The sequence below is a fragment of the Stenotrophomonas sp. S41 genome, assembly GCF_016624625.1.
Classification (GTDB): domain Bacteria; phylum Pseudomonadota; class Gammaproteobacteria; order Xanthomonadales; family Xanthomonadaceae; genus Stenotrophomonas.
Genome location: NZ_JACVTV010000083.1, coordinates 1 through 20,200, shown reverse-complemented (window position 1 = coordinate 20,200; position 20,200 = coordinate 1). Strand labels below are relative to the sequence as shown.

Below are 20,200 nucleotides of genomic sequence, written 5' to 3'. Positions count from 1 at the left end.
CCCCCCCCCGGGGGGCGCGGCCCCCCCCCCCCCCCCCCCCCGGGGGGGGCGGGGGGGCCCCGGGGCCCCGCAACCGCAGACGCCACCGGGCAGCCCCGCCCCTGACGCGCTAAACTGTTGGTCTTTCTGCCTTTCTCTTTCGCCGACTCATGTCCGAGCACACCCCCGCCAGCCCCGAGACCCCCGCCGACAGCCACGAGAAGCGCGATTTCATCCGCCAGATCGTGCGCGAGGACCTGGCCAGCGGTAAGCACCAGGCGATCAAGACCCGCTTCCCGCCCGAGCCGAACGGCTACCTGCACATCGGCCATGCCAAGTCGATCTGCCTGAACTTCGGCCTGGCCGGTGAGTTCAGCGGCGTCTGCAACCTGCGCTTCGACGACACCAACCCGGCCAAGGAAGACCCCGAGTATGTGGCCGCCATCCAGGACGACGTGCGCTGGCTGGGCTTCAGCTGGAACGAGCTGCGCCACGCCTCGGATTACTTCCAGACCTATTACCTGGCCGCCGAGAAGCTGATCGAGCAGGGCAAGGCCTACGTCTGCGACCTGTCGGCCGAGGAAGTGCGCGCCTACCGCGGCACCCTCACCGAGCCGGGCCGTCCGTCGCCGTGGCGCGACCGCAGCGTCGAGGAAAACCTCGACCTGTTCCGCCGCATGCGTGCCGGTGAATTCCCGGACGGTGCGCGCACCGTGCGCGCCAAGATCGACATGGCCAGCGGCAACATCAACCTGCGCGATCCGGCCCTGTACCGCATCAAGCATGTCGAGCACCAGAACACCGGCAACGCGTGGCCGATCTACCCGATGTACGACTTCGCCCATGCGCTGGGCGATTCGATCGAGGGCATCACCCATTCGCTGTGCACGCTGGAATTCGAAGACCACCGCCCGCTGTATGACTGGTGCGTGGACAACGTCGATTTCGCCCACGACGATGCGCTGACCCAGCCGCTGGTCGACGCCGGCCTGCCGCGCGAAGCGGCCAAGCCGCGCCAGATCGAATTCTCGCGCCTGAACATCAACTACACGGTGATGAGCAAGCGCAAGCTGATGGCGCTGGTGACCGAACAGCTGGTGGACGGCTGGGAAGACCCGCGCATGCCGACCCTGCAGGGCCTGCGCCGCCGTGGCTACACCCCGGCCGCGATGCGCCTGTTCGCCGAACGCGTGGGCATCAGCAAGCAGAATTCGCTGATCGATTTCAGCGTGCTCGAAGGCGCGCTGCGCGAGGACCTGGACAGTGCCGCCGCGCGCCGCATGGCCGTCATCGATCCGGTGAAGCTGGTGCTGACCAACCTCGACGAAGGCCACGAAGAGCAGCTGACCTTCAGCAACCACCCCAAGGACGAAAGCTTCGGCAGCCGCCAGGTGCCGTTCGCACGCGAACTGTGGATCGACCGCGAGGACTTCGCCGAAGTGCCGCCCAAGGGCTGGAAGCGCCTGGTGCCGGGCGGCGAAGTGCGCCTGCGTGGCGCCGGCATCATCCGCTGCGATGAAGTGATCAAGGATGCCGACGGCACCATCACCGAGCTGCGCGGCTGGCTGGATCCGGAATCGCGTCCGGGCATGGAAGGCGCCAACCGCAAGGTCAAGGGCACCATCCACTGGGTCAGCGCCGTGCACGCCGTGCCGGCCGAGATCCGCCTGTACGACCGCCTGTTCTCGGTGCCGAACCCGGACGACGAGTCGGAAGGCAAGACCTACCGCGACTACCTCAACCCGGAATCGCGCCGCACCGTCACCGGCTATGTCGAACCGGCCGCGGCCAGCGCCACCCCTGAGCAGTCGTTCCAGTTCGAGCGCACCGGCTACTTCGTCGCCGACCGCCGCGACCACACCGAAGCCAAGCCGGTGTTCAACCGCAGCGTGACCCTGCGCGACACCTGGTCGGCCTGAGGACCTGCGCGGGCGCCGGGATGGCGCCCGCACACTGCCGACAATGATCACCGCCCTCTCCGCCCTGCTCTGGTTCACGTCGCAGCATCCGCTGCTGACGTTCTTTGCAGCGATGGTGCTGGCGGTGCTGGTCTCGTGGTGGCGGCGCGCTCCCGGCTACGCCATCGTGGTGTTCCCGCTGGCGATGCTCAACATCTTCCTCGGCAGCTTCCTCAACGCCACCTTCCTCAATGCGGTGGGCGAGCGCGGTGAAGCGGTGATCGTCAACGCCGAGGAAACCAACTCCACGCTCAACGAACAGTACATCTGGCGCTACGAGGCGGTGCTGCGCACCGCCGAGGGCCGCGATGTAGAGGTGGTGTTCCATACCAACACCGCCACGCTGTGGCCGCTGGAAAACACCATCCGCATTCCGGCGCGCGAGCAGCCGTTCGTGGTGAAGTACACGCAGGGTTTCCCGCGCAACTTCGTCATCCTCACCAACGAATCACCGCACGGCATCGCCCAGGCCCGCGCACGTGCGCGCGAACGGGTGGAGGTGGCGGCGCGCAAGCTGCATTTCAGCCCGGACAACGCCGGGTTCCGCGCCGACTATCGACGCGAGCTGGAGACCTGGCTGCGCGACCACGGCAACGACCCGCAGCAGCAGTCGGATGCACGGCGCTATCGCGCCGAACTCGACGCCCTTCGCTGATGCCAGGCACCGCCTGGCTGTCCCCCACCGCTCCAGGCAGGCCCTTCGACATGACCGCTTCCGCCAATGCCCTCCTTCCGCTGCTCCAGCAGGTACTGCTGGGCCGTGATATCGCCTGCGCCCTCGACGGCGACGAGCTGGTGCTGGACAGCGGCCTGCGCCTGAGCGCGCACCCGGTCGGTGCCGAGCCGCGCGACAACGGCGGCTGGCAGACCTCCACGGTGATCGAGGCGCGCCATCCGGACCTGTTCGCCGACGGCCTGTTCGAATACCAGCACGCCGCCGGCGACAGCCAGCAGGAGGCCGCGCTGTCCGGCTTCGATAACTGGGTGCGGGTCGACCTGGCCACCCTGCAGGCCGCCATCGGTGCCGACGATGCGCCCGAGCTGCAGATGCTGACCCTGCGCTACGGCGCCGAGGAAACCGGAACGCCGCTGGCACGTGCGGTGGTGCTGGGCCCGCTGGCCCACTACCGCGGCGAGCCGGCCGACGACGCTGCCGCCTGCAGTGAGGACGACCACGGCTCCTGCCCGTGCTGCCTGTTCACCCAGAGCCTGGTGGCCTTCAACGACCTGCTGAAGACCCGCCAGTTCCTCGGCATCCGCCTGTTCGCTTCGCGCGATGCGGACGGCCAGTGCGAGGCCGACTGCCGGGTCAACGGCCACGACTTCCCCGCCGCCCTGCCCCTGCTGCGCGCCTACGCCGCACGCTGGCCGCAGGCCGGGCTGGAGTTCCGCAAGCAGTACGTGGTGGTCCGCACCGACCTGGACGACTGAGCAGACACCCCCGGTGCACCCGGCTGCCGCTACACTGCGCGCCGGTTACCGAAGCCGCCGCACCACTTCATCTTCCACACGAGGCACCCCGCGATGCTGTACGCGCAAGTCCACCTGACCCTACCCGCCTGGATCCACGACCAGATCGACCTGGATCGTCGCTATCCCGGCGATGAGGCCAAGGTCGCGCTGGCCATCGCGCTGTCGCGGCTGAACATCGAGCACGCCAGTGGCGGCCCGTTCGGCGCGGTGGTGTTTGGCCCGGAAGACAAGGTGATCGCCGCTGGCGTGAACCGGGTGATGCCGCATGCGACCTCGCTGGCGCATGCCGAGAACATGGCCTACATGCTGGCCCAGCAGCGCCTGCAGACGCCACGCCTGAACGCCGTGCTGTCGCCGATCACCCTGGCCACCAGCTCGCAGCCGTGCTGCCAGTGCTACGGCGCGACCGTGTGGGCCGGCATCGACCGCCTGCTGATCGGCGCCAGCGCGGCCGATGTGGAAGAACTGACCCCGTTCGATGAAGGCCCGCTGCCCGCCGACTGGGTCGGCGAGCTCAACAAGCGCGGCATCGACGTCGTGCAGGGTCTGAACCGTGATGATGCGCGCAGCGTGCTGCGTGCCTATGGAGAGAGTGATGGCGCCCGTTACTGAGGCAGGCATCGGCCTGCTGTGCCTGTGCCGCCAGGGCTTCGAGCCCGAGCTGGCCGGCGAACTGCAGTTCCGCGCCGGCGAAGCCGGTTTTGCCGGCTATGCGCGCACCCAGCGCAATGATGGCTACGTGCTGTTCATGTGCGACGAAGCCGCCGCACTGGCCCCGCGCCTGCGCTGGCGCGAGCTGATCTTCGCCCGGCAGAAGCTGGTGGTGCTGGCCGAACTGCCGCAGCTGGAGCCGGCCGACCGCATCACCCCGATGCTGGACGTGCTGGCCGATGCGCCGCGCTTCGGCGACCTGTGGGTGGAACACCCCGATTCGGATGCCGGCAAGCCGCTGTCCGGGTTGGCCCGCGCCTTCGGCAATGCGCTGCGCCCGGCGCTGCGCAAGGCCGGCAAGCTGACCGACAAGCCCAATGCGCGCCTGCCGCGCCTGCATGTGGTGTTCGTCGACGGCACCCATGCCTTCGTCTGCGTGGCCGACCCGGCCGACAGCGCACCGTGGGCGCTGGGCATCCCGCGCCTGAAGCTGCTGCCCGAAGCGCCCTCGCGCTCGGCGCTGAAGCTGGACGAAGCGCTGCTGACCCTGCTGACTCCGGAAGAGCGCGAACAGCTGGCCAAGCCCGGCATGCGCGCGGCCGACCTCGGCGCCGCACCGGGCGGCTGGACCTGGGTGCTGACCCGCCAGCACATGCACGTGCTGAGCATCGACAACGGCCCGCTGCGCCAGCATGTGCTGGACACCGGCCTGGTTGAGCACCTGCGCGCCGATGGTTTCCACTGGCACCCCGACCAGCCGTTGGACTGGATGGTCTGCGACATGGTCGAGCAGCCGCGCCGCGTGGCCGAGCGCATGGCCACCTGGTTCCGCGAAGGCTGGTGCAAACACGCGATCTTCAACCTGAAACTGCCGATGAAGAAGCGCTGGGATGAAACCCGGCTGTGCCTGGACCTGTTCCAGGAGCAGGCCGGCAAGCCGCTGGTGGTGCGTGCCAAGCAGCTCTACCACGACCGCGAAGAGATCACGGTGCTGGCCTCGCCGCTGCGCTGAGACACGATGTCCGCCGGGCATGCCCGGCGCTACCGGGAACACGACTGCATGCACTTTCGACTGATTCCACTCCTGATGGTCCTGCTGCCGGCGGCTGCGTCGGCGCAGGTGGCCCTGCCCCAGCCGGCACAGAGCGCACCGCTGCGCGACGACAGCGGCGTGGTCCGCCAGCAGTCACTGGCCAGTGGCCGGGTGACCGGCAGCGTCGACATCGCCGTGCCGCTGGGCGAAACGCCGGTGACGGTGCGCTCGGTCAGCCCGGCCAGCGTGGTCGGGCAGTACCGCATCCACTTCGCCGCACTGGATGTGGACGGCGATGGTTTCATCAGCCGCGACGAGGCACAGGCCAACCCGGCGCTGGCCGATGAGTTCACCTCGCTGGACGTGAAGCATCGCGGCAAGCTGGACCGCACCGACCTGGCCGGCTGGCTGATCGACTGATCCGCCTTCGCGATCTTCATCCACGCATGGCGTGGATCTACTGAAACGACGGCGGTAGCGCCGGGCCATGCCCGGCGGAATGGGTGAACCGCGCTGCGCGCTCGCCGGGCATGGCCCGGCGCTACCGGCTTACACGCCGGCGGCGCGCTTCCAGAATGCCTGCACCAGCGGCGGCCACTTGCCTACGCAGCCCAGCGCGCGGCCGCGGGCCAGGGTCAGGTGCATTTCGTCGTTGGAAAACAGGCGGTTGATCGCATCGAAGCTGTAGGCGGCAATCTGGTTGTCGCTGCGCCGTTCGCGCGCCCAGCGCTGCAGACGCTGCGGTGACAGCCGCGGCTGGCCACGGCGTTCGGCCGACGGGGCAAGCCACTGCTGCAGGGCGGCGACATCGCGCAGCCCCAGGTTCACGCCCTGCCCGGCCAGCGGGTGCACCACGTGCGCGGCATCGCCCAGCGCCAGCACGCGACCCGCCACGTAGTGACGGGCCAGCTGCCGGCGCAGCGGGAACGCCGCGCGCGGCGAGGCCAGGCGCAGTTCGCCCAGGCGCGCGGCGAAGGCACGGGTCAGTTCGCGGTTGAAGGCGACTTCGTCCAAGGCGAGCACGCGTGCGGCCTCGTCCTCGGGCAGGGTCCAGACAATCGAGCTGCGGCGCTCGGCCACCGGCAGCAGGGCCAGCGGCCCGGTGGGCAGGAAGCGCTGCCAGGCGGTGGCCTGGTTCGGCAGTTCGCTGTCCACATAGGCCACCACGCCACGCTGGTGGTAATCGTGGCGCTCGACCTCGATCCCGGCCAGTTGGCGAAGGGTTGATTCGGCACCATCGGCGGCCACGGCCAGCGCGGCATCCAGGCGACGGCCATCGTCCAGGCGCAGGCGCACGCCGTCTTCGTCCTGCTCCAGCGCTTCCACCCGCGCCGGGCAGTGCAGCTGCACACCGGCGGCCGGCAGCGCCGCCCACAGGCGGTCCTGCAGCAGGCCGTTCTCGACGATGTAGCCCAGCTCGCGACGACCGAAGCGGTCGGCGTCGAACAACAGATCCTCGCCGCCGGCCGCATCCCACACCTGCATGCGCCGGTACGGCCAGGCACGGGCCTGGGCGATCGCCGGCCACACGCCGAGGCGCTGCAGCAGCTGTACGTTGTCGGCCGCGAAGGCGAACACGCGCAGGTCCGGCTGCGCGGCCTGCCACGGCGTCGGCTCGCGGCCTTCGACCAGGGCGACCGACAGACCGGCATCGGCCAGCGCCAGCGCACAGGCGGCACCGACCACGCCACCGCCGACGATGGCCACGTCCAGGCGCATGCGGCGGCTCATGCGGCCTCCCCACGGCACAGGCGCGGCACGTCACCGCGGAAACCCATCGCGCCGCCGACCAGCATCGACTGCACCGACGCGCGTTGCACGGCGACCAGGCCCAGGCTGCGCAGCGGCCGCAGCAGCGGCGCCGGGTTGCTGGTCAGCCGGGCCAGGCCACCGGAGAACGCCACCGTCTGCCGGCGGTCCTCTTCGCGGCGGGCCACGTAGGCCTGCAGCAGGCCATCGCTGCCGGCATCACCGCCCGCGTCTTCCAGCAGCTCGGCCAGGGTCAGCGCATCGCGCAGGCCCAGGTTGAAACCCTGCGCGCCCAACGGGTGGATGGTCTGCGCGGCATTGCCCAGCAGCACCGTGCGCTGCCCGGCCAGCGCGCGCGCCAGCACCTGGATCAGCGGATAGGCGCTGCGCGGCCCGGATTCGAGCAGGCGGCCGGCACGCCAGCCGAGCGCGTTCTGCAGGCGCTGCAGCCAGGCGGCATCGTCCAGCGCCATCACCGCCTCGGCCTGGTCACGGCCCACGCCGTGCACGCAGCCGAAGTGGCGGTCGCCGCGCGGCAGCAGCGCCGTCGGGCCGGTGTCGGTGAAACGCTCCCAGGCGCTGCCATCGGGCGCGCGCTGGCTGCGCACACGGGCGACGAACAGGGTCTGCAGGAAATCATGGCGGTCGACCTCGATGCCCAGCGCCTCGCGCACGCCGCTGGCGGTGCCGTCGGCACCGACCACCAGCCGCGCCTGCAGCACGCGCTCGCCGCTCTCGTCGGCCACGCGCACTTGGCGGTGGCCATCGACCACCTCGCCCAGGCCGAAGAAACGCATCGGCCGATAACGGTGCAGGCGCGGCAGTTCCTGCAGGCGCGCTTCCAGCGCCTGGCCGAAATCGCGCGCCACCACCACCTGGCCGAACCAGGGCCGGTCGTAATCGGCCGCGTCGAGCTGGACCCGGCCAAAATCTCCGGCGCGGCTGACATGGATGCGGCGGATCGGGCCGGGCGCCATCGCCAGCTTCTGCATCACCCCCAGCGCGGTCAGCGCATTGACGGTGGCGGCGGCGAAGCTGAGGTTGCGCTGGTCGAACACCGCCGGCAGTTCGCCGGCCGGGCTGGCCTCGAGCAGGCCCACGTCCAGGCCCAGCCGGTCCAGGGCGATGGCCAGGCTGGCTCCCACCAGACCGCCACCGACGATCAGCACGTCATGTCGTTCACTCATGAGCCAATGATACGCGCTCGCCGCCGGGCCCTGCGCCAACCCGCGCGGCGGGCTAGAATGAAAGCTGAATCCGCTCCGGGCCCGCTGCCATGTCCGACACCGCCAACCGCGCCTTTGTCCTCTCCGTGCTTGTGCTGTTGCTGGCGGCGACCCGGGTCAACCACTTCGCGGCCATCCCCGATGCGTCCTGGGCGGTGTTCTTCATCGGTGGCTTCTACCTGGCGCGCTGGACGCGCTGGGCGTTCCCGCTGCTGATGGTCTTCGCCGTGCTGGTGGACTGGATCGTGATCCGCAGCAGCGGCTTGGATTTCTGGCAGCACTACTGCGTCTCGCCCGGCTACTGGCTGCTGCTGCCGGCGTACTTCTCGCTGTGGGCCGGTGGCCTGCTGCTGGGCCGCAACTACCACGGCGCGCACTGGTTGACGCTGGGCAAGGGCGCGCTGCTGCTGGTGGCCTCGGTGGCGCTGTGCCACCTGCTCGCACAGGGCGGCTTCTACTGGACCACCCGCAACGTGGCCGAGCCGACCGTGGCCGGCTGGGCGCAGAACTACGCGCAGTGGTTCGGCCCCTACCTGCGCACCACGGCCATCTACGTGGCGCTGGCCGCGGCCCTGCAGCTGGCGGTCGAGCAGGTGCTGAAGCTGCAGCAGGCCCGCCGCGACATCCAGCACTGAGCCATCGCATGGGCCATCGTCTTTCGCGCATCTACACCCGTACCGGCGATGACGGCAGCACCGGCCTCGGCGATGGCAGCCGGGTCGGCAAGGACGACCTGCGCGTGGCCTCGTACGGCACGGTGGATGAAGCCAACGCCGCACTCGGCCTGCTGCTGGCCACGGCACTGCCCGACGACGTGCGGTCGCTGGTGGTCCACCTGCAGCACCAGTTGTTCGACCTCGGCGCCGAGCTGTGCGTGCCGGGCCATGCCGCCATCCACGCCGCCGACATCTCGGCGCTGGAACAGCAGCTGGATCATTACAATGCCGACCTGCCGATGCTGAAGGAATTCATCCTGCCGGCCGGCGGCGAAGCGGCCGCGCGCTGCCACCTGGCACGCACCATCGTGCGCCGGGCCGAGCGCGAGACGGTCGCCCTGGCGCGGGTGGAAAGCGTGCGCAGCGAAGCCCTGCAGTACCTCAACCGGCTGTCCGACCTGCTGTTCGTGCTGTCGCGGGTGCTGGCCCGTGCCGATGGCCACGGCGAGGCGCTGTGGCAGCCGCAGCACCGGCAGCGCTGACCACCGATGCTGGTCTATACCCACCCCGCCTGCCTGCAGCACGACCCCGGCCCCGGCCATCCCGAGTGCCCGCAGCGGCTGCAGGGGGTGCTCGATGCCCTGCACCAGGCCTTCCCCGGCCAGCTGGACTGGCGCCAGGCGCCGCCGGCCAAGTTCGGTGAACTGAGCCGGGTGCACGACAGCGCCCTGCTCGACTTCGTCCTGCAGCCGCAGACCCTGCCGCTGCGCCAGCTCGACATGGACACCTGGACCTCGCCCGGTTCGGCCAGCGCCGCCGTGCACGCGGCCGGCGCCGGCGTGGCCGCGGTCGATGCGGTGATGCTGGGCGATGACCCGCTGGCGTTCTGCGCGGTGCGCCCGCCCGGCCACCACGCCACCAGCAGCACGGCGATGGGCTTCTGCCTGCTCAACAACATCGCCGTGGCCGCCGCCTACGCGCGCGACCGGCACGGGCTGGAGCGCATCGCGGTGGTGGACTTCGATGTCCACCATGGCAACGGCACCCAGGACATCTTCCAGCACGACGCCCGGGTGTCGTACTACAGCACCCACCAGGCCGGGCTGTTCCCCAATTCGGGCCTGCGCCGCGACCGTGGCGCCGGCAACCTGATGAACATCCTGCTGCCGCCGGGCAGTGGCGGGTTCCGCTTCCGCAATGTCTGGGCCGACGAGATGCTGCCGGCCATCGACGACTTCCGCCCGCAGCTGCTGCTGGTCTCGGCCGGCTTCGACGCCCACCTGCGCGACCCGCAGGCCGACCTGATGCTGGAAACGGACGATTTCGCCTGGATCACCGCCGAACTGCATGCGCTGGCCCGCCGCCACGCGGCCGGCCGGGTGGTGTCGATGCTGGAGGGCGGCTATGACCTGCAGGCCCTGTCCGAGTGCACCGTGGCCCATGTCCGGGCCCTGCTGGAAGGGGCGTCCGGGCCACGGGCTGGATGAACCCGAACCGGCAGCGGGCGGCAACCTTCATTGCCCCTATGCAGCGGATGGGGCAATCTACCGTCCGTTTTCGCCCGAATCCGAACCGCGTGCGCCGAGCCCTCCGCCTGCTTCCCCTGCCCCTGAGCATCGCCGTCTGCCTTCCCGCGATGGCCGATGACAAGCCGCTCAACTGGGGCCTGTGCCCGGCAACCGAGGTCATTCCCGCCTTCACCGATGCCCCCACCCCGGTGCCCGGGCAGGACAAGGCCGCCGCCAGCGCCGAACGCGAGCAGCAGCCCACCGACATCGAGGGTGACCAGCTGCTGGGCACCACCACCGTGCCGCAGTACCAGGGCAACGTGGCGCTGCGCCGTGGCGACCAGTTTGTCGGCACCGACAAGCTCAGCTTCGACACCGAGAGTGGCAACTACATCGCCGACGGCAATGTGCGCTACCAGGATGCGTCGATCCGCATGGTCGCCAAGCGTGCCGAGGGCAACCAGGAAAGCGACACCCACAAGATCACCGACATCCAGTACCAGCTGGTGTCGCGCCGTGGCAACGGCGATGCCGAATCGGTCGACCTGCAGGGCGCCGTCGGCCAGATGCACCGCTCGACCTACACCACCTGCGATCCCTCGCAGCCGGTGTGGAAGCTGTCGGCGCCGGAAATCGAAGTGGACAACGACGAAGGCTTCGGCACCGCCCGCAATGCCGTGCTGCGCATCGGCAAGGTGCCGGTGCTGTGGGCGCCGTACTTCAAGTTCCCGATCGACGACCGCCGCAAGACCGGCCTGCTGTTCCCGCAGCTGGGCATGTCCGGCCGCAACGGCTTCGATTACGCCCAGCCGATCTACCTGAACCTGGCGCCGAACTACGACGACACGCTGACGCCGCGCTACATGAGCCGGCGCGGCCTGATGCTCGACAACGAGTTCCGCTACCTCTACAACGGCGGGCGCGGCGAGCTGCTGACCGCCTACATGCCCAACGACGAGCTTCGCGATCGCGACCGCGGCCGGGTGATGTTCAACGGTTACCACAATGTCAACAGCCACTGGCAGGCGCGCGCCAACCTGGCCTGGGTCAGTGACGAGCGTTACATCGAGGATTTCGCCAACCGCCTGGTCGGCGTTACCGCATCCAACCTGCAGAGCACCATCGGCCTGTACGGCACCGGCCAGAACTGGACCGCCGGCATCATGGCCGACCGCTGGCAGCTGACCGACTACACCCTCAATGAAAGCGCGCTGGCCTACAACCGCCAGCCGCGGCTGTACTTCAACTGGGACAAGTCGCTGCTGCCATGGCTGGAGACCGGCGTCTACTCCGAGGTCGTCCGCTTCACCCACGACGACATCAACTTCAAGTACGACGCCAGCGCCGGCGAAGACCTGCAGTACACCCGCAACGGCCTGACCCAGCGGGTGTACGGCGGTTCGCGCCTGGACATCAAGCCGTACGTGTCGTTCCCGATCAGCGGTGCGGCCTGGTATGTGACCCCGACCCTGGCCTACCGCTACACGGCCTACCAGCTGGACCGCGGCCTGGCCGACAGCATCCGCAGCACGGTGCTGACCTCGCAGGGTGTCGATGTGAACACGGCGACCGCCGACCAGCTGCGCGGTAACACTTCGCCGACCCGCGCCCTGCCGATCGCCAGCCTGGATGCCGGCCTGTTCTTCGACCGCGACACCAAGATCGGCGGCAAGTCCTTCCTGCAGACCCTGGAGCCGCGCCTGTTCTACCTGCGCACGCCCTACCGCAACCAGGACGACCTGCCGATCTTCGATACCCGTGACTTCACCTTCAGCTGGGGCCAGCTGTTCCGCGATTCGCGCTATACCGGCGCGGACCGCCAGAACGATGCCAACCAGCTGACCATGGCGGTCAGCACCCGCTTCATCGACCAGACCACGGGCAAGGAACGCTTCTCGGCCTCGATCGGCCAGATCCAGTACTTCGACGAGTCGCGGGTGACCGTGACCCCGGGCGGCGCCCCGGTCGAAAAGGGCAAGTCGGCCTGGATCGCCGATTCGAACTACATGATCAATGACCGCTGGACCCTCGGCGCCACCTACCAGTGGGACCCGAAGTACAAGCGTGAGGATCTGGCCAGCGTCCGCGCCCGCTACCTGATGTCCAACGACGGCGTGGTCAACCTGAGCTACCGCTACCGCATCAACTCGGGTGCGGCGGCCAATGCCACCAAGGAAGAGCGCACCCTGCTGGAACAGGCCGACCTGTCGTTCCTGTACCCGCTGAACGAGCGCTGGAGCCTGGTTGGCCGCTATTACTACTCCATCCAGGACAGCAAGCCGCTGGAAATCATCGGCGGCGTGCAGTGGGACAGCTGCTGCCTGGCCGTGCGCGCCGTGGCCCGCCGCTACGTGCGCAACCGCGAGGGTGATCTGAACAACTCCATCCAGCTCGAGTTCGTGCTCAAGGGCCTGAGCTCGCTGGGCCAGGACACGGACCGCACCCTGCGCCGTGCTATCCTCGGGTACAACCGCGACGACCTCTATCTCGTGCCGCCCAGCAACACCGGGGCGAGCCGGGACGACTACGATCCAAATCAGATCCCATGACCAAGAGCTTCCCCGTCCTACTCGCTTCGCTGCTGGCCGTGTCCAGCGTGTCCGCCCCCCTCCAGGTCATCGCCCAGGAGGCCCAGCCGCTGGACCGCATTGCAGCCATCGTCGATGAGGACGTGGTGCTGCAGAGCGAACTGCAGCGTGCGATCGTCAACATCAAGGCCCAGTACGCCGGTCGTGAGAACCAGCTGCCGCCCGACGACGTGCTCAGCCGCCAGGTGCTCGAGCGCCTGGTGCTGGTCAAGCTGCAGGTCGCCCGCGCCCAGGGCAGCGGCATCCGCATCAGCGACCAGGAACTGAACCAGGCGATGAACTCGATCGCCCAGCAGAACGGCTCCAACCTGGACGCCCTGCGCCAGCGCCTGGCCAGCGACGGCATCGATTTCGCCGATTTCCGCGCCTCGGTGCGTGACGAGATCACCGTGCAGCGCCTGCGCCAGAGCTTCGCCCAGAGCCGCATTAGCGTCAGCGAAGGCGAAGTCGATGCTGCCCTGAAGCAGCAGGCCACCGTCGGCAACCAGTACCACCTGGCGCACATCCTGGTGGCCCTGCCCGATGGCGCCACTGCCGAACAGATCTCCACCGGCCAGAAGAAGGCCGATGGCGTGAAGGCACTGCTGGACAAGGGCGAGCTGGACTTCAACGCCGCCGCCGTCCGCTATTCCGACAGCCCCAACGCGCTGGAAGGCGGCGATCTGGGCTGGCGCAGCCTGGATGAGATCCCGGCCGCCTTCGCGCAGATGATGCAGCAGATGAAGGCCGGCGACGTGGTCGGTCCGATCCGTGGCCCGAGCGGCTTCCAGCTGCTGAAGCTGGTGGAAGTGCGTGATGCCAACGCCGCCACCGGCGACCACACCGTCACCGAGTACCACGGCCGCCACATCCTGGTGCGCGTGGACGACAACCAGACCGACGCGGCCGCCAAGGCCAAGATCGACACCCTGCGTGCCCGCATCGTCGGCGGTGCCGACTTCCAGGCCGTGGCCAAGGAATCGTCGGAAGACAACAACAGCAAGGGCCAGGGCGGCGATCTGGGCTGGTTCCCGGCCGATGCCTTCGGTCCGGCGTTCGGCCAGCAGGTCGAAGGCATCCAGGACGGCGGCGTCAGCCAGCCGTTCCGTACCGATGCCGGCTGGCACATCGTACAGCGCGTTGCCACGCGCCAGACCGACGTGACCAGCGACAACCAGCGTGCCCAGGTCCGCGAGACCATCGGCCGCCGCAAGCTGGAAGACGAATACAACCGTTTCCTGCAGGAACTGCGTGGCGAAGCCTACGTCAGCTTCCGCAGTGGCGACCGCGCGGAGAACACCGCGACGCCGCAGCAGCCCTGACCGATGCGCCCCGAGCTCGCTCTGGTACCGGGCGAGCCGGCGGGGATCGGCCCGGAGCTGTGCGTCCGCCTTGTCCAGCAGCCGCGTGATGATTGCCGGCTGCTGGCCTTCGCGGACCCGGATACCCTGCGCGCGGCCGCGGCCGCGCTGAAGCTGCCCCTGCAGCTGCTGCCCGAGGATGCCGAGGCCCGCCTGCCCGGCGACCTGCGCCTGCGCGCCCTCGGCAACACCACCCCCAGCCACTTCGGCCAGACCGATCCCGCCAATGCGGGCGCGGTGATCGGCGCGTTGCTGGCGGCCGGTCAGGCCTGCCTGTCCGGCGAGCTGCAGGGCGTGGTCACCGGCCCGGTGCACAAGGCGGTGATCAACCAGGGCGGCATCGCCTACAGCGGCACCACCGAACTGCTGGCCGACCAGGCCGGGGTGAAGGTGGTGATGATGCTGGCCAACGACATCGTGCGCGTGGCCCTGGCCACCACCCACCTGCCGCTGCGCGAGGTGGCCGATGCGATCACCGCGCCCAGCCTGGAACACACCCTGCGCACCGTGCATGCCGCGCTGCGCCGCGAGTTCGGCCTGCCCGCGCCGCGTATCGCCGTGCTCGGGCTGAACCCGCATGCCGGCGAAGACGGCCACCTCGGCCGCGAGGAGCTGGACCTGGTCATCCCCCTGCTGCAGCGCCTGCGCGCGGAGGGCATGGACCTGGTCGGGCCGCTGCCGGCCGATACCGCCTTCCTGCCGGCCAAGCTGACCGGCTTCGACACCGTGCTGGCCATGTACCACGACCAGGGCCTGCCGGTGCTGAAGTATTCCGGCTTCGAACAGGCCGTGAACCTGACTCTGGGCCTGCCCTACCCGCGCGTGGCCGTCGACCACGGCACCGCGCTGGAGCTGGCCGGACGTGGCATCGCCGATCCTTCCAGCCTGCAGGCCGCAACGGCGCTGTGTGCGCGGCTGGCCCGGCAACGTACACTGAGCGCATGAATTCCCCGCATTCCCCCTCCGGCCCGGTGTTCACCGCCCCGGCCAAGAAGCAGCTTGGCCAGCATTTCCTGGCCGACCGCCACTACATCGACAAGATCGTGATGGCGGTCAATCCCAAGGACGGTGACCGTCTGGTCGAGATCGGCCCCGGCCAGGGCGCGATCACCCTGCCCCTGCTGCGCGTGCACCCGAAGCTGACGGTGATCGAGTTCGACCGCGACCTGATCGCGCCGCTCACCGCCGCCGCCGAACCGCTGGGCGATCTGACCATCGTCCAGGGCGACGTGCTGCGCGTGGATTTCACCGCGCTGGCCGCCGGCGAGCCGATCCGCCTGGTCGGCAACCTGCCCTACAACATCTCCTCGCCCATCCTGTTCCACGCGCTGGAGCACGCCGCGGTCGTCCGCGACATGCACTTCATGCTGCAGAAGGAAGTGGTGGACCGCATGGCTGCCGGCCCGGGCAGCAAGGTCTATGGCCGCCTCAGCGTGATGCTGCAGGCCTACTGCCAGGTGACCTCGCTGTTCGTGGTGCCGCCGGGCGCGTTCCGGCCGCCGCCGAAGGTCGATTCGGCCGTGGTGCGGCTGGTGCCGCGTGACCCGGCCAGCGTCAACATCAACGACCACAAGCGCTTTGCCGACGTGGTCAAGGCCGCCTTCGGGCAGCGCCGCAAGACCCTGCGCAATGCGCTCAACAACGTCGTCACGGCCGAGCAGTTCGCGGCCGCCGGCGTGCGCCCCGATGCCCGTGCAGAACAGCTGGATGTGGCTGAATTCATCGCTTTGGCCAATGCCACCTGATTACACTGCCGGTATGGAAGACGCTGACGTTTACGCCATTACTGTCGAGGTTGCTCCGCGCTTCCTCGACGACCAATCCGCGCCGGAAGACGGCCGCTATGCGTTCGCCTATACGATCCGCATCCACAACCAGGGGCGCGTTGCCGCGCGCCTGGTCGCCCGCCACTGGCGCATCACCGATGCCAACGGCCGTGTCGAGCATGTCGATGGCGACGGGGTGATCGGCGAGCAGCCGCGCCTGCGCCCGGGTGAAGACTTCCGTTACACCTCGGGTGTCATGCTGGGGACCGACCACGGGACCATGCAGGGCCACTACGACATGGTTGCCGATGACGGCACCGAATTCGCCGCGCCGGTCGCACCTTTCGTGCTGGCCGTGCCGCGTACCCTGCACTGACACGGAGGCCGGACGATGAGTGTATGGGCGATCGGCGACCTGCAGGGCTGCTACGACGTTACCCAGCGACTGCTGGAAAAGATCCGCTTCGACCCGGCGCAGGACACCCTGTGGTTCTGCGGCGACCTGGTGAACCGCGGCGGACAGTCGCTGGAAACCCTGCGCCTGGTGCATTCGCTGCGCGAGCACAGCGTGGTGGTGCTGGGCAACCATGACCTCTCGCTGCTGGCCGTCGGTGCGCGCACCGAAGAGGAACAGCGCAAGGTCAACCCGGACCTGCTGCGCATCGTGCAGGCCGAGGACCGCGACGAGCTGCTGGACTGGCTGCGCCTGCAGAAGCTGGTGCACGTGGACCGCGAGCTGGGCTGGATGATGGTGCATGCCGGCCTGGCGCCGAAGTGGACCACCCAGATGGCCGAGAAGCACGCCGCCGAGGTGGAAGTGCAGCTGCATGGCGCCGGCTACCGCAAGCTGTTCCGCAACATGTACGGCGACAAGCCGAGCTGGGCGCCGAACCTGTCCGGCTACGACCGCTCGCGGGCGATCATCAACGTGCTCACCCGCATGCGCTACTGCACCCCGCGTGGGCGCATCGGCATCGAGGACAAGGGCACGCCGGGTACGCAGGAACAGGGGCTGTATCCCTGGTTCGAAGTACCGGGCCGCGTCGAGCGTGACCTGAAGGTGGTCTGTGGCCACTGGTCGGCGCTGGGCCTGACCATCACCCAGGGCGTGCATGCCATCGACACCGGCGCGGTGTGGGGCGGCAAGCTCACCGCCATCCAGCTCGACACCGATGAACTGCGCGTGGTGCAGGTGCCCGGCCGTGATGTGCCGGCGCCCGTGGCCAATGCCCGCCCGCCGGCACGACCGGCGCGTGAGCGGCCGGCCGCTGCCGCGCAGGACAAGGACAAGGAAGCGGCCGCAGCACCTGCCGCCAGCCGTGGCCCGCGTCGTCGCCGCCGTCGTGGTGGCGGTGGTGGCGGTGGTGGCGGCGGTAACGGCAACAGCACACCGCCGCAGGGCTGAGGCCTGTATGGGTAGAGTCGACTGTCAGTCGACTCGCGCGCGCCGAGCGCGGTTTTCCGCGATTTGATGGGGGAGCAGTCGACCAACGGTCGACTCTACCCATGATCAGCGACGCACGTAGTGCACGAACCGGAACGCGTACGCATGGCGCGCGTCAGCCGGGTGCGGCTCGCTGCTGGTTTCCTGCCAGACGCCCGGGTCGACCTCGGGGAAATGAGTGTCGGCCGGTACTTCGGCATCCACCCAGGTCAGGTACAGGTCGCTGGCCTGGTCCAGCAGCTGGCGGAAGATCTCGCCGCCGCCGATGATGCACAGCTCGCTGGCGCCCTCGCCTTCGGCAATGGCCTTCGCCTCGTCCAGCGACGCCACCGCGCGCATGCCCTCGAACAGCACCTGGCCGCTGCGGGTCAGCACCAGGTTGGTCCGCCCCGGCAGCACGCGGCCTATTGATTCGGCAGTCTTGCGCCCCATCAGGATCGGCTTGCCCAGGGTGAGCGCCTTGAAGTGCTTGAAGTCGTCCGGCAGATGCCAGGGCATGGCATTGCCCTGGCCGATGCCACGGTTGCGGTCCAGCGCCACGATCATCGAGAGTTTCATTGCACTCATACCGCCACCGGCGCCTTGATCGCCGGGTGCGGGTCGTAGCCATCAATGCGGATGTCGTCGAACTGGAAGCCGAACAGGTCGGTCACCTCCGGGTTCAACCACAGCTTCGGCAGCGCGCGCGGTTCACGCGACAGCTGCTCGCGGGCCTGCTCGTAATGGTTCGAATACAGGTGCGCATCGCCCAGGGTGTGCACGAAATCGCCCACGCCCAGGCCGGTGGCCTGCGCCACCATGTGGGTCAGCAGCGCGTAGCTGGCGATGTTGAACGGCACGCCGAGGAAGATGTCGCCGCTGCGCTGGTACAGCTGGCAGCTGAGCTTGCCGTCGACCACGTAGAACTGGAACAGGTTGTGGCACGGCATCAGCGCCATCTGCGAAAGCTCGCCCACGTTCCAGGCGCTGACCACCAGCCGGCGCGAATCGGGGTTGCGCTTGATCTCGTCCACCAGCCACTGCATCTGGTCGATCTCGCGGCCATCGGCGGTGGCCCAGCTGCGCCACTGCTTGCCGTAGACCGGGCCGAGGTCGCCGTTCTCGTCGGCCCACTCGTCCCAGATGCGCACCTGGTTGTTCTTCAGGTAGCCGATGTTGGTATCGCCCTTCAGGAACCACAGCAGCTCATGGATGATCGAGCGCAGGTGCAGTTTCTTGGTGGTGACCAGCGGGAAGCCTTCGTTGAGGTCGAAGCGCATCTGCCAGCCGAACACGCTGCGGGTGCCGGTGCCGGTGCGATCGCTCTTCTCGGTGCCGTGCTCGAGCACATGCGACAGCAGATCGAGGTAAGCCTTCATGCCTTGCCCTCCGCGGCCACCATCGGCTGCGGCTGCAGCACCGGTGCGCGGCGCGACAGGGCCAGCAGCACCAGGCCGAAGACGATGAGCGGCACGCACAGGATCTGGCCCTTGGTCAGCCAGCCGAAGGCCATGTAGATGCCATTGTCGGGCATGCGCACGAACTCGACCGCGAAGCGGAAGATGCCGTACAGCAGGGCGAACAGGCCGCCGATCAGGTAGCGGTGGCGCGGCTTGGCCGACACCGCCCACAGCACCACGAACATCACCAGGCCTTCCAGCGCCGCTTCATACAGCTGCGAGGGGTGGCGGGCGTACTGGTTCAGCGCGCCGGTGGCGAACTGCGCCTGCAGGGTGGCGGTGTCGAGCTGGGTCAGCGGGCCCGGCAGGCCGGACGGGAACACCACGCCCCAGCTGCCATCGGTGTACTTGCCCCACAGCTCGGCGCCGATGAAGTTGCCGATGCGGCCGAAGCCCAGGCCCAGCGGCACCAGCGGCGCCATGAAGTCCATCGTGTCGAAGAAGTGCAGCGCGTGCTTGCGCGACCACCACCAGCAGGCGGCGATGACGCCCAGCAGACCGCCGTGGAAGCTCATGCCGCCATCCCACACCTTGAACAGCAGCAGCGGGTTGTGCAGGAAATCGCCCAGCGCGTAGAACAGCATGTAGCCGATGCGCCCGCCCAGCACCACGCCGAGCATGGCGTAGAACAGCAGGTCGGAGAAACCGTTGGCATCGACGCCCGGCAGGCGGCCCTCGGCGATGCGCCTGCGGCCCAGCAGCCAGGCCGCGGTGAAGCCGAGCAGGTACATGATGCCGTACCAGTGCACCTTGATCGGCCCCAGCGAAAGGGCGATGGGGTCGATGTCGTGGAAATAGATCATGGAAGCTGCCTTGCGGGAGTACGGGTATTTTACGGCTCAACCCAGGATCTGCGGGGTGTCGGGCAGGCCGTCATCATCGGACCGCGTGGCGGCCGGAAAGTGCCCTTCCACCAGCGCGGAGACTTCATCGATGGCGCTGCGCAGCGCCTCGACCGGGTTGGCCCCGCGCAGGCCTTCGCGCAGGTGGGTACAGACCCGCTGCCACTGCGCCGGGCTGACCCGGCCGTGCAGGCCGCGGTCGGCCACGATCTCGATGGCGTGGTCGGCCAGCAGCAGGTAGATCAATACGCCGTTGTTGTGGTGGGTATCCCAGGTGCGCAGCTGGGCGAAGGCCTGCTCGGCCGCCTGCCGCGGGGTCACGCCCCGCCACAGCGCGTGCAGCGGCAGGTCCGCCTGCACCGCGAACATCACCTGGCCGCCGTGGCGTGCCTCACCGGCGGCAATGGCCTCGGTGATGGCCTGCAGGGTGTCCGGCGGGAAGGCCCGCCGCACCGAGGGCGCGACCACATGACGGAGCAGGCGCCGGATCATCACCAGCCTCCCGAGGCGCCGCCGCCGCCGGAGCGGCCACCACCACCGCCCCAGCC

The 20,200-nt window shown here is 69.0% G+C and carries 21 protein-coding genes; 15 read left to right on the top strand and 6 right to left on the bottom strand.

The window, feature by feature from the left end; genetic code table 11:
- Window positions 1-149 precede the first annotated feature (149 nt).
- The 6 genes from IAE56_RS15645 (at window position 150) to IAE56_RS15620 (ending at window position 5,514) form a co-directional block, all read left to right on the top strand.
- A complete protein-coding gene (locus IAE56_RS15645) occupies window positions 150-1,898 on the top strand; it encodes a glutamine--tRNA ligase/YqeY domain fusion protein (RefSeq protein ID WP_108767811.1) in 1,749 nt (582 codons plus the stop codon).
- Window positions 1,899-1,941: 43 nt separating this feature from the next.
- Window positions 1,942-2,592, top strand: coding sequence for a hypothetical protein (locus IAE56_RS15640; RefSeq protein WP_200753160.1), 651 nt, complete (start codon window positions 1,942-1,944; stop codon window positions 2,590-2,592).
- A gap of 50 nt (window positions 2,593-2,642) precedes the next feature.
- Complete coding sequence (locus IAE56_RS15635; protein WP_200753159.1) at window positions 2,643-3,368, top strand: DUF6348 family protein; 726 nt, start codon at window positions 2,643-2,645, stop codon at window positions 3,366-3,368.
- Between the two features lie 93 nt (window positions 3,369-3,461).
- Window positions 3,462-4,022 (top strand): nucleoside deaminase, encoded by a 561-nt coding sequence (locus IAE56_RS15630; protein WP_164074923.1) that lies wholly within the window; start codon window positions 3,462-3,464, stop codon window positions 4,020-4,022.
- Window positions 4,006-5,073, top strand: a complete 1,068-nt coding sequence (gene rlmM, locus IAE56_RS15625; RefSeq protein WP_200753158.1) for a 23S rRNA (cytidine(2498)-2'-O)-methyltransferase RlmM — start codon at window positions 4,006-4,008, stop codon at window positions 5,071-5,073. Before IAE56_RS15630 ends, rlmM begins: the two co-directional genes overlap by 17 nt.
- 48 nt (window positions 5,074-5,121) lie before the next feature.
- Window positions 5,122-5,514 (top strand): hypothetical protein, encoded by a 393-nt coding sequence (locus tag IAE56_RS15620; protein ID WP_108767807.1) that lies wholly within the window; start codon window positions 5,122-5,124, stop codon window positions 5,512-5,514.
- A 129-nt stretch (window positions 5,515-5,643) separates the two neighbouring features.
- Here the strand turns inward: IAE56_RS15620 and IAE56_RS15615 are convergent, their stop codons facing one another.
- Entirely contained in the window at window positions 5,644-6,825 is a 1,182-nt protein-coding gene (locus tag IAE56_RS15615; protein WP_200753157.1) for a UbiH/UbiF family hydroxylase, read from the bottom strand.
- Window positions 6,822-8,030, bottom strand: a complete 1,209-nt coding sequence (gene ubiH / locus IAE56_RS15610) for a 2-octaprenyl-6-methoxyphenyl hydroxylase (RefSeq protein WP_200753156.1) — start codon at window positions 8,028-8,030, stop codon at window positions 6,822-6,824. The genes IAE56_RS15615 and ubiH overlap by 4 nt, the downstream gene beginning before the upstream one ends.
- Before the next feature lie 89 nt (window positions 8,031-8,119).
- Here ubiH and IAE56_RS15605 point away from each other — a divergent pair, with 89 nt between their 5' ends.
- The 9 genes from IAE56_RS15605 to IAE56_RS15565 all read left to right on the top strand — a co-directional run bounded on the left by IAE56_RS15605 (window position 8,120) and on the right by IAE56_RS15565 (window position 17,332).
- Window positions 8,120-8,704, top strand: coding sequence for a hypothetical protein (locus IAE56_RS15605; protein WP_200753155.1), 585 nt, complete (start codon window positions 8,120-8,122; stop codon window positions 8,702-8,704).
- 8 nt (window positions 8,705-8,712) lie between these two features.
- On the top strand, window positions 8,713-9,267 hold the full coding sequence (locus IAE56_RS15600) for a cob(I)yrinic acid a,c-diamide adenosyltransferase (RefSeq protein WP_200753154.1): 555 nt from the start codon (window positions 8,713-8,715) through the stop codon (window positions 9,265-9,267).
- A gap of 6 nt (window positions 9,268-9,273) precedes the next feature.
- Complete coding sequence (locus IAE56_RS15595; protein WP_200753153.1) at window positions 9,274-10,212, top strand: histone deacetylase family protein; 939 nt, start codon at window positions 9,274-9,276, stop codon at window positions 10,210-10,212.
- An 89-nt stretch (window positions 10,213-10,301) separates the two neighbouring features.
- Window positions 10,302-12,782 (top strand): LPS-assembly protein LptD, encoded by a 2,481-nt coding sequence (gene lptD, locus IAE56_RS15590; RefSeq protein WP_200753152.1) that lies wholly within the window; start codon window positions 10,302-10,304, stop codon window positions 12,780-12,782.
- Window positions 12,779-14,122: a peptidylprolyl isomerase gene (locus tag IAE56_RS15585; RefSeq protein WP_108767800.1), complete on the top strand. Its 1,344-nt coding sequence runs from the start codon at window positions 12,779-12,781 to the stop codon at window positions 14,120-14,122. The genes lptD and IAE56_RS15585 overlap by 4 nt, the downstream gene beginning before the upstream one ends.
- A gap of 3 nt (window positions 14,123-14,125) precedes the next feature.
- Complete coding sequence (pdxA, locus tag IAE56_RS15580; RefSeq protein ID WP_200753151.1) at window positions 14,126-15,106, top strand: 4-hydroxythreonine-4-phosphate dehydrogenase PdxA; 981 nt, start codon at window positions 14,126-14,128, stop codon at window positions 15,104-15,106.
- Entirely contained in the window at window positions 15,103-15,906 is an 804-nt protein-coding gene (rsmA, locus tag IAE56_RS15575) for a 16S rRNA (adenine(1518)-N(6)/adenine(1519)-N(6))-dimethyltransferase RsmA (RefSeq protein WP_200753150.1), read from the top strand. Before pdxA ends, rsmA begins: the two co-directional genes overlap by 4 nt.
- A gap of 13 nt (window positions 15,907-15,919) precedes the next feature.
- A complete protein-coding gene (gene apaG, locus IAE56_RS15570) occupies window positions 15,920-16,303 on the top strand; it encodes a Co2+/Mg2+ efflux protein ApaG (protein WP_079220685.1) in 384 nt (127 codons plus the stop codon).
- A 15-nt stretch (window positions 16,304-16,318) separates the two neighbouring features.
- Window positions 16,319-17,332 (top strand): symmetrical bis(5'-nucleosyl)-tetraphosphatase, encoded by a 1,014-nt coding sequence (locus IAE56_RS15565; RefSeq protein WP_200753149.1) that lies wholly within the window; start codon window positions 16,319-16,321, stop codon window positions 17,330-17,332.
- A 105-nt stretch (window positions 17,333-17,437) separates the two neighbouring features.
- Here IAE56_RS15565 and IAE56_RS15560 read toward each other — a convergent pair whose 3' ends face one another.
- The 4 genes from IAE56_RS15560 to IAE56_RS15545 are packed head-to-tail and all read right to left on the bottom strand — an operon-like array spanning window position 17,438 to window position 20,144.
- Entirely contained in the window at window positions 17,438-17,929 is a 492-nt protein-coding gene (locus tag IAE56_RS15560) for a dihydrofolate reductase (protein ID WP_200753161.1), read from the bottom strand.
- A gap of 5 nt (window positions 17,930-17,934) precedes the next feature.
- Window positions 17,935-18,729, bottom strand: a complete 795-nt coding sequence (locus IAE56_RS15555) for a thymidylate synthase (protein ID WP_200753148.1) — start codon at window positions 18,727-18,729, stop codon at window positions 17,935-17,937.
- The gene (gene lgt, locus IAE56_RS15550) at window positions 18,726-19,613 is read right to left on the bottom strand and encodes a prolipoprotein diacylglyceryl transferase (RefSeq protein WP_200753147.1); all 888 of its coding nucleotides are present in this window, start codon (window positions 19,611-19,613) and stop codon (window positions 18,726-18,728) included. The genes IAE56_RS15555 and lgt overlap by 4 nt, the downstream gene beginning before the upstream one ends.
- Before the next feature lie 36 nt (window positions 19,614-19,649).
- Complete coding sequence (locus IAE56_RS15545; RefSeq protein WP_200753146.1) at window positions 19,650-20,144, bottom strand: TPM domain-containing protein; 495 nt, start codon at window positions 20,142-20,144, stop codon at window positions 19,650-19,652.
- Window positions 20,145-20,200: the final 56 nt, after the last annotated feature.

What these genes read in the sequence shown, in the direction of transcription:
- IAE56_RS15645 (WP_108767811.1), top strand. Translation starts at nt 150, where the DNA reads ATGTCCGAGCACACCCCCGCCAGCCCCGAGACCCCCGCCGACAGCCAC.
- IAE56_RS15640 (WP_200753160.1), top strand. Translation starts at nt 1,942, where the DNA reads ATGATCACCGCCCTCTCCGCCCTGCTCTGGTTCACGTCGCAGCATCCG.
- IAE56_RS15635 (WP_200753159.1), top strand. Translation starts at nt 2,643, where the DNA reads ATGACCGCTTCCGCCAATGCCCTCCTTCCGCTGCTCCAGCAGGTACTG.
- IAE56_RS15630 (WP_164074923.1), top strand. Translation starts at nt 3,462, where the DNA reads ATGCTGTACGCGCAAGTCCACCTGACCCTACCCGCCTGGATCCACGAC.
- rlmM (WP_200753158.1), top strand. Translation starts at nt 4,006, where the DNA reads ATGGCGCCCGTTACTGAGGCAGGCATCGGCCTGCTGTGCCTGTGCCGC.
- IAE56_RS15620 (WP_108767807.1), top strand. Translation starts at nt 5,122, where the DNA reads ATGCACTTTCGACTGATTCCACTCCTGATGGTCCTGCTGCCGGCGGCT.
- IAE56_RS15615 (WP_200753157.1), bottom strand. Translation starts at nt 6,825, where the DNA reads ATGAGCCGCCGCATGCGCCTGGACGTGGCCATCGTCGGCGGTGGCGTG.
- ubiH (WP_200753156.1), bottom strand. Translation starts at nt 8,030, where the DNA reads ATGAGTGAACGACATGACGTGCTGATCGTCGGTGGCGGTCTGGTGGGA.
- IAE56_RS15605 (WP_200753155.1), top strand. Translation starts at nt 8,120, where the DNA reads ATGTCCGACACCGCCAACCGCGCCTTTGTCCTCTCCGTGCTTGTGCTG.
- IAE56_RS15600 (WP_200753154.1), top strand. Translation starts at nt 8,713, where the DNA reads ATGGGCCATCGTCTTTCGCGCATCTACACCCGTACCGGCGATGACGGC.
- IAE56_RS15595 (WP_200753153.1), top strand. Translation starts at nt 9,274, where the DNA reads ATGCTGGTCTATACCCACCCCGCCTGCCTGCAGCACGACCCCGGCCCC.
- IAE56_RS15585 (WP_108767800.1), top strand. Translation starts at nt 12,779, where the DNA reads ATGACCAAGAGCTTCCCCGTCCTACTCGCTTCGCTGCTGGCCGTGTCC.
- pdxA (WP_200753151.1), top strand. Translation starts at nt 14,126, where the DNA reads ATGCGCCCCGAGCTCGCTCTGGTACCGGGCGAGCCGGCGGGGATCGGC.
- rsmA (WP_200753150.1), top strand. Translation starts at nt 15,103, where the DNA reads ATGAATTCCCCGCATTCCCCCTCCGGCCCGGTGTTCACCGCCCCGGCC.
- apaG (WP_079220685.1), top strand. Translation starts at nt 15,920, where the DNA reads ATGGAAGACGCTGACGTTTACGCCATTACTGTCGAGGTTGCTCCGCGC.
- IAE56_RS15565 (WP_200753149.1), top strand. Translation starts at nt 16,319, where the DNA reads ATGAGTGTATGGGCGATCGGCGACCTGCAGGGCTGCTACGACGTTACC.
- IAE56_RS15560 (WP_200753161.1), bottom strand. Translation starts at nt 17,929, where the DNA reads ATGAAACTCTCGATGATCGTGGCGCTGGACCGCAACCGTGGCATCGGC.
- IAE56_RS15555 (WP_200753148.1), bottom strand. Translation starts at nt 18,729, where the DNA reads ATGAAGGCTTACCTCGATCTGCTGTCGCATGTGCTCGAGCACGGCACC.
- lgt (WP_200753147.1), bottom strand. Translation starts at nt 19,613, where the DNA reads ATGATCTATTTCCACGACATCGACCCCATCGCCCTTTCGCTGGGGCCG.
- IAE56_RS15545 (WP_200753146.1), bottom strand. Translation starts at nt 20,144, where the DNA reads ATGATCCGGCGCCTGCTCCGTCATGTGGTCGCGCCCTCGGTGCGGCGG.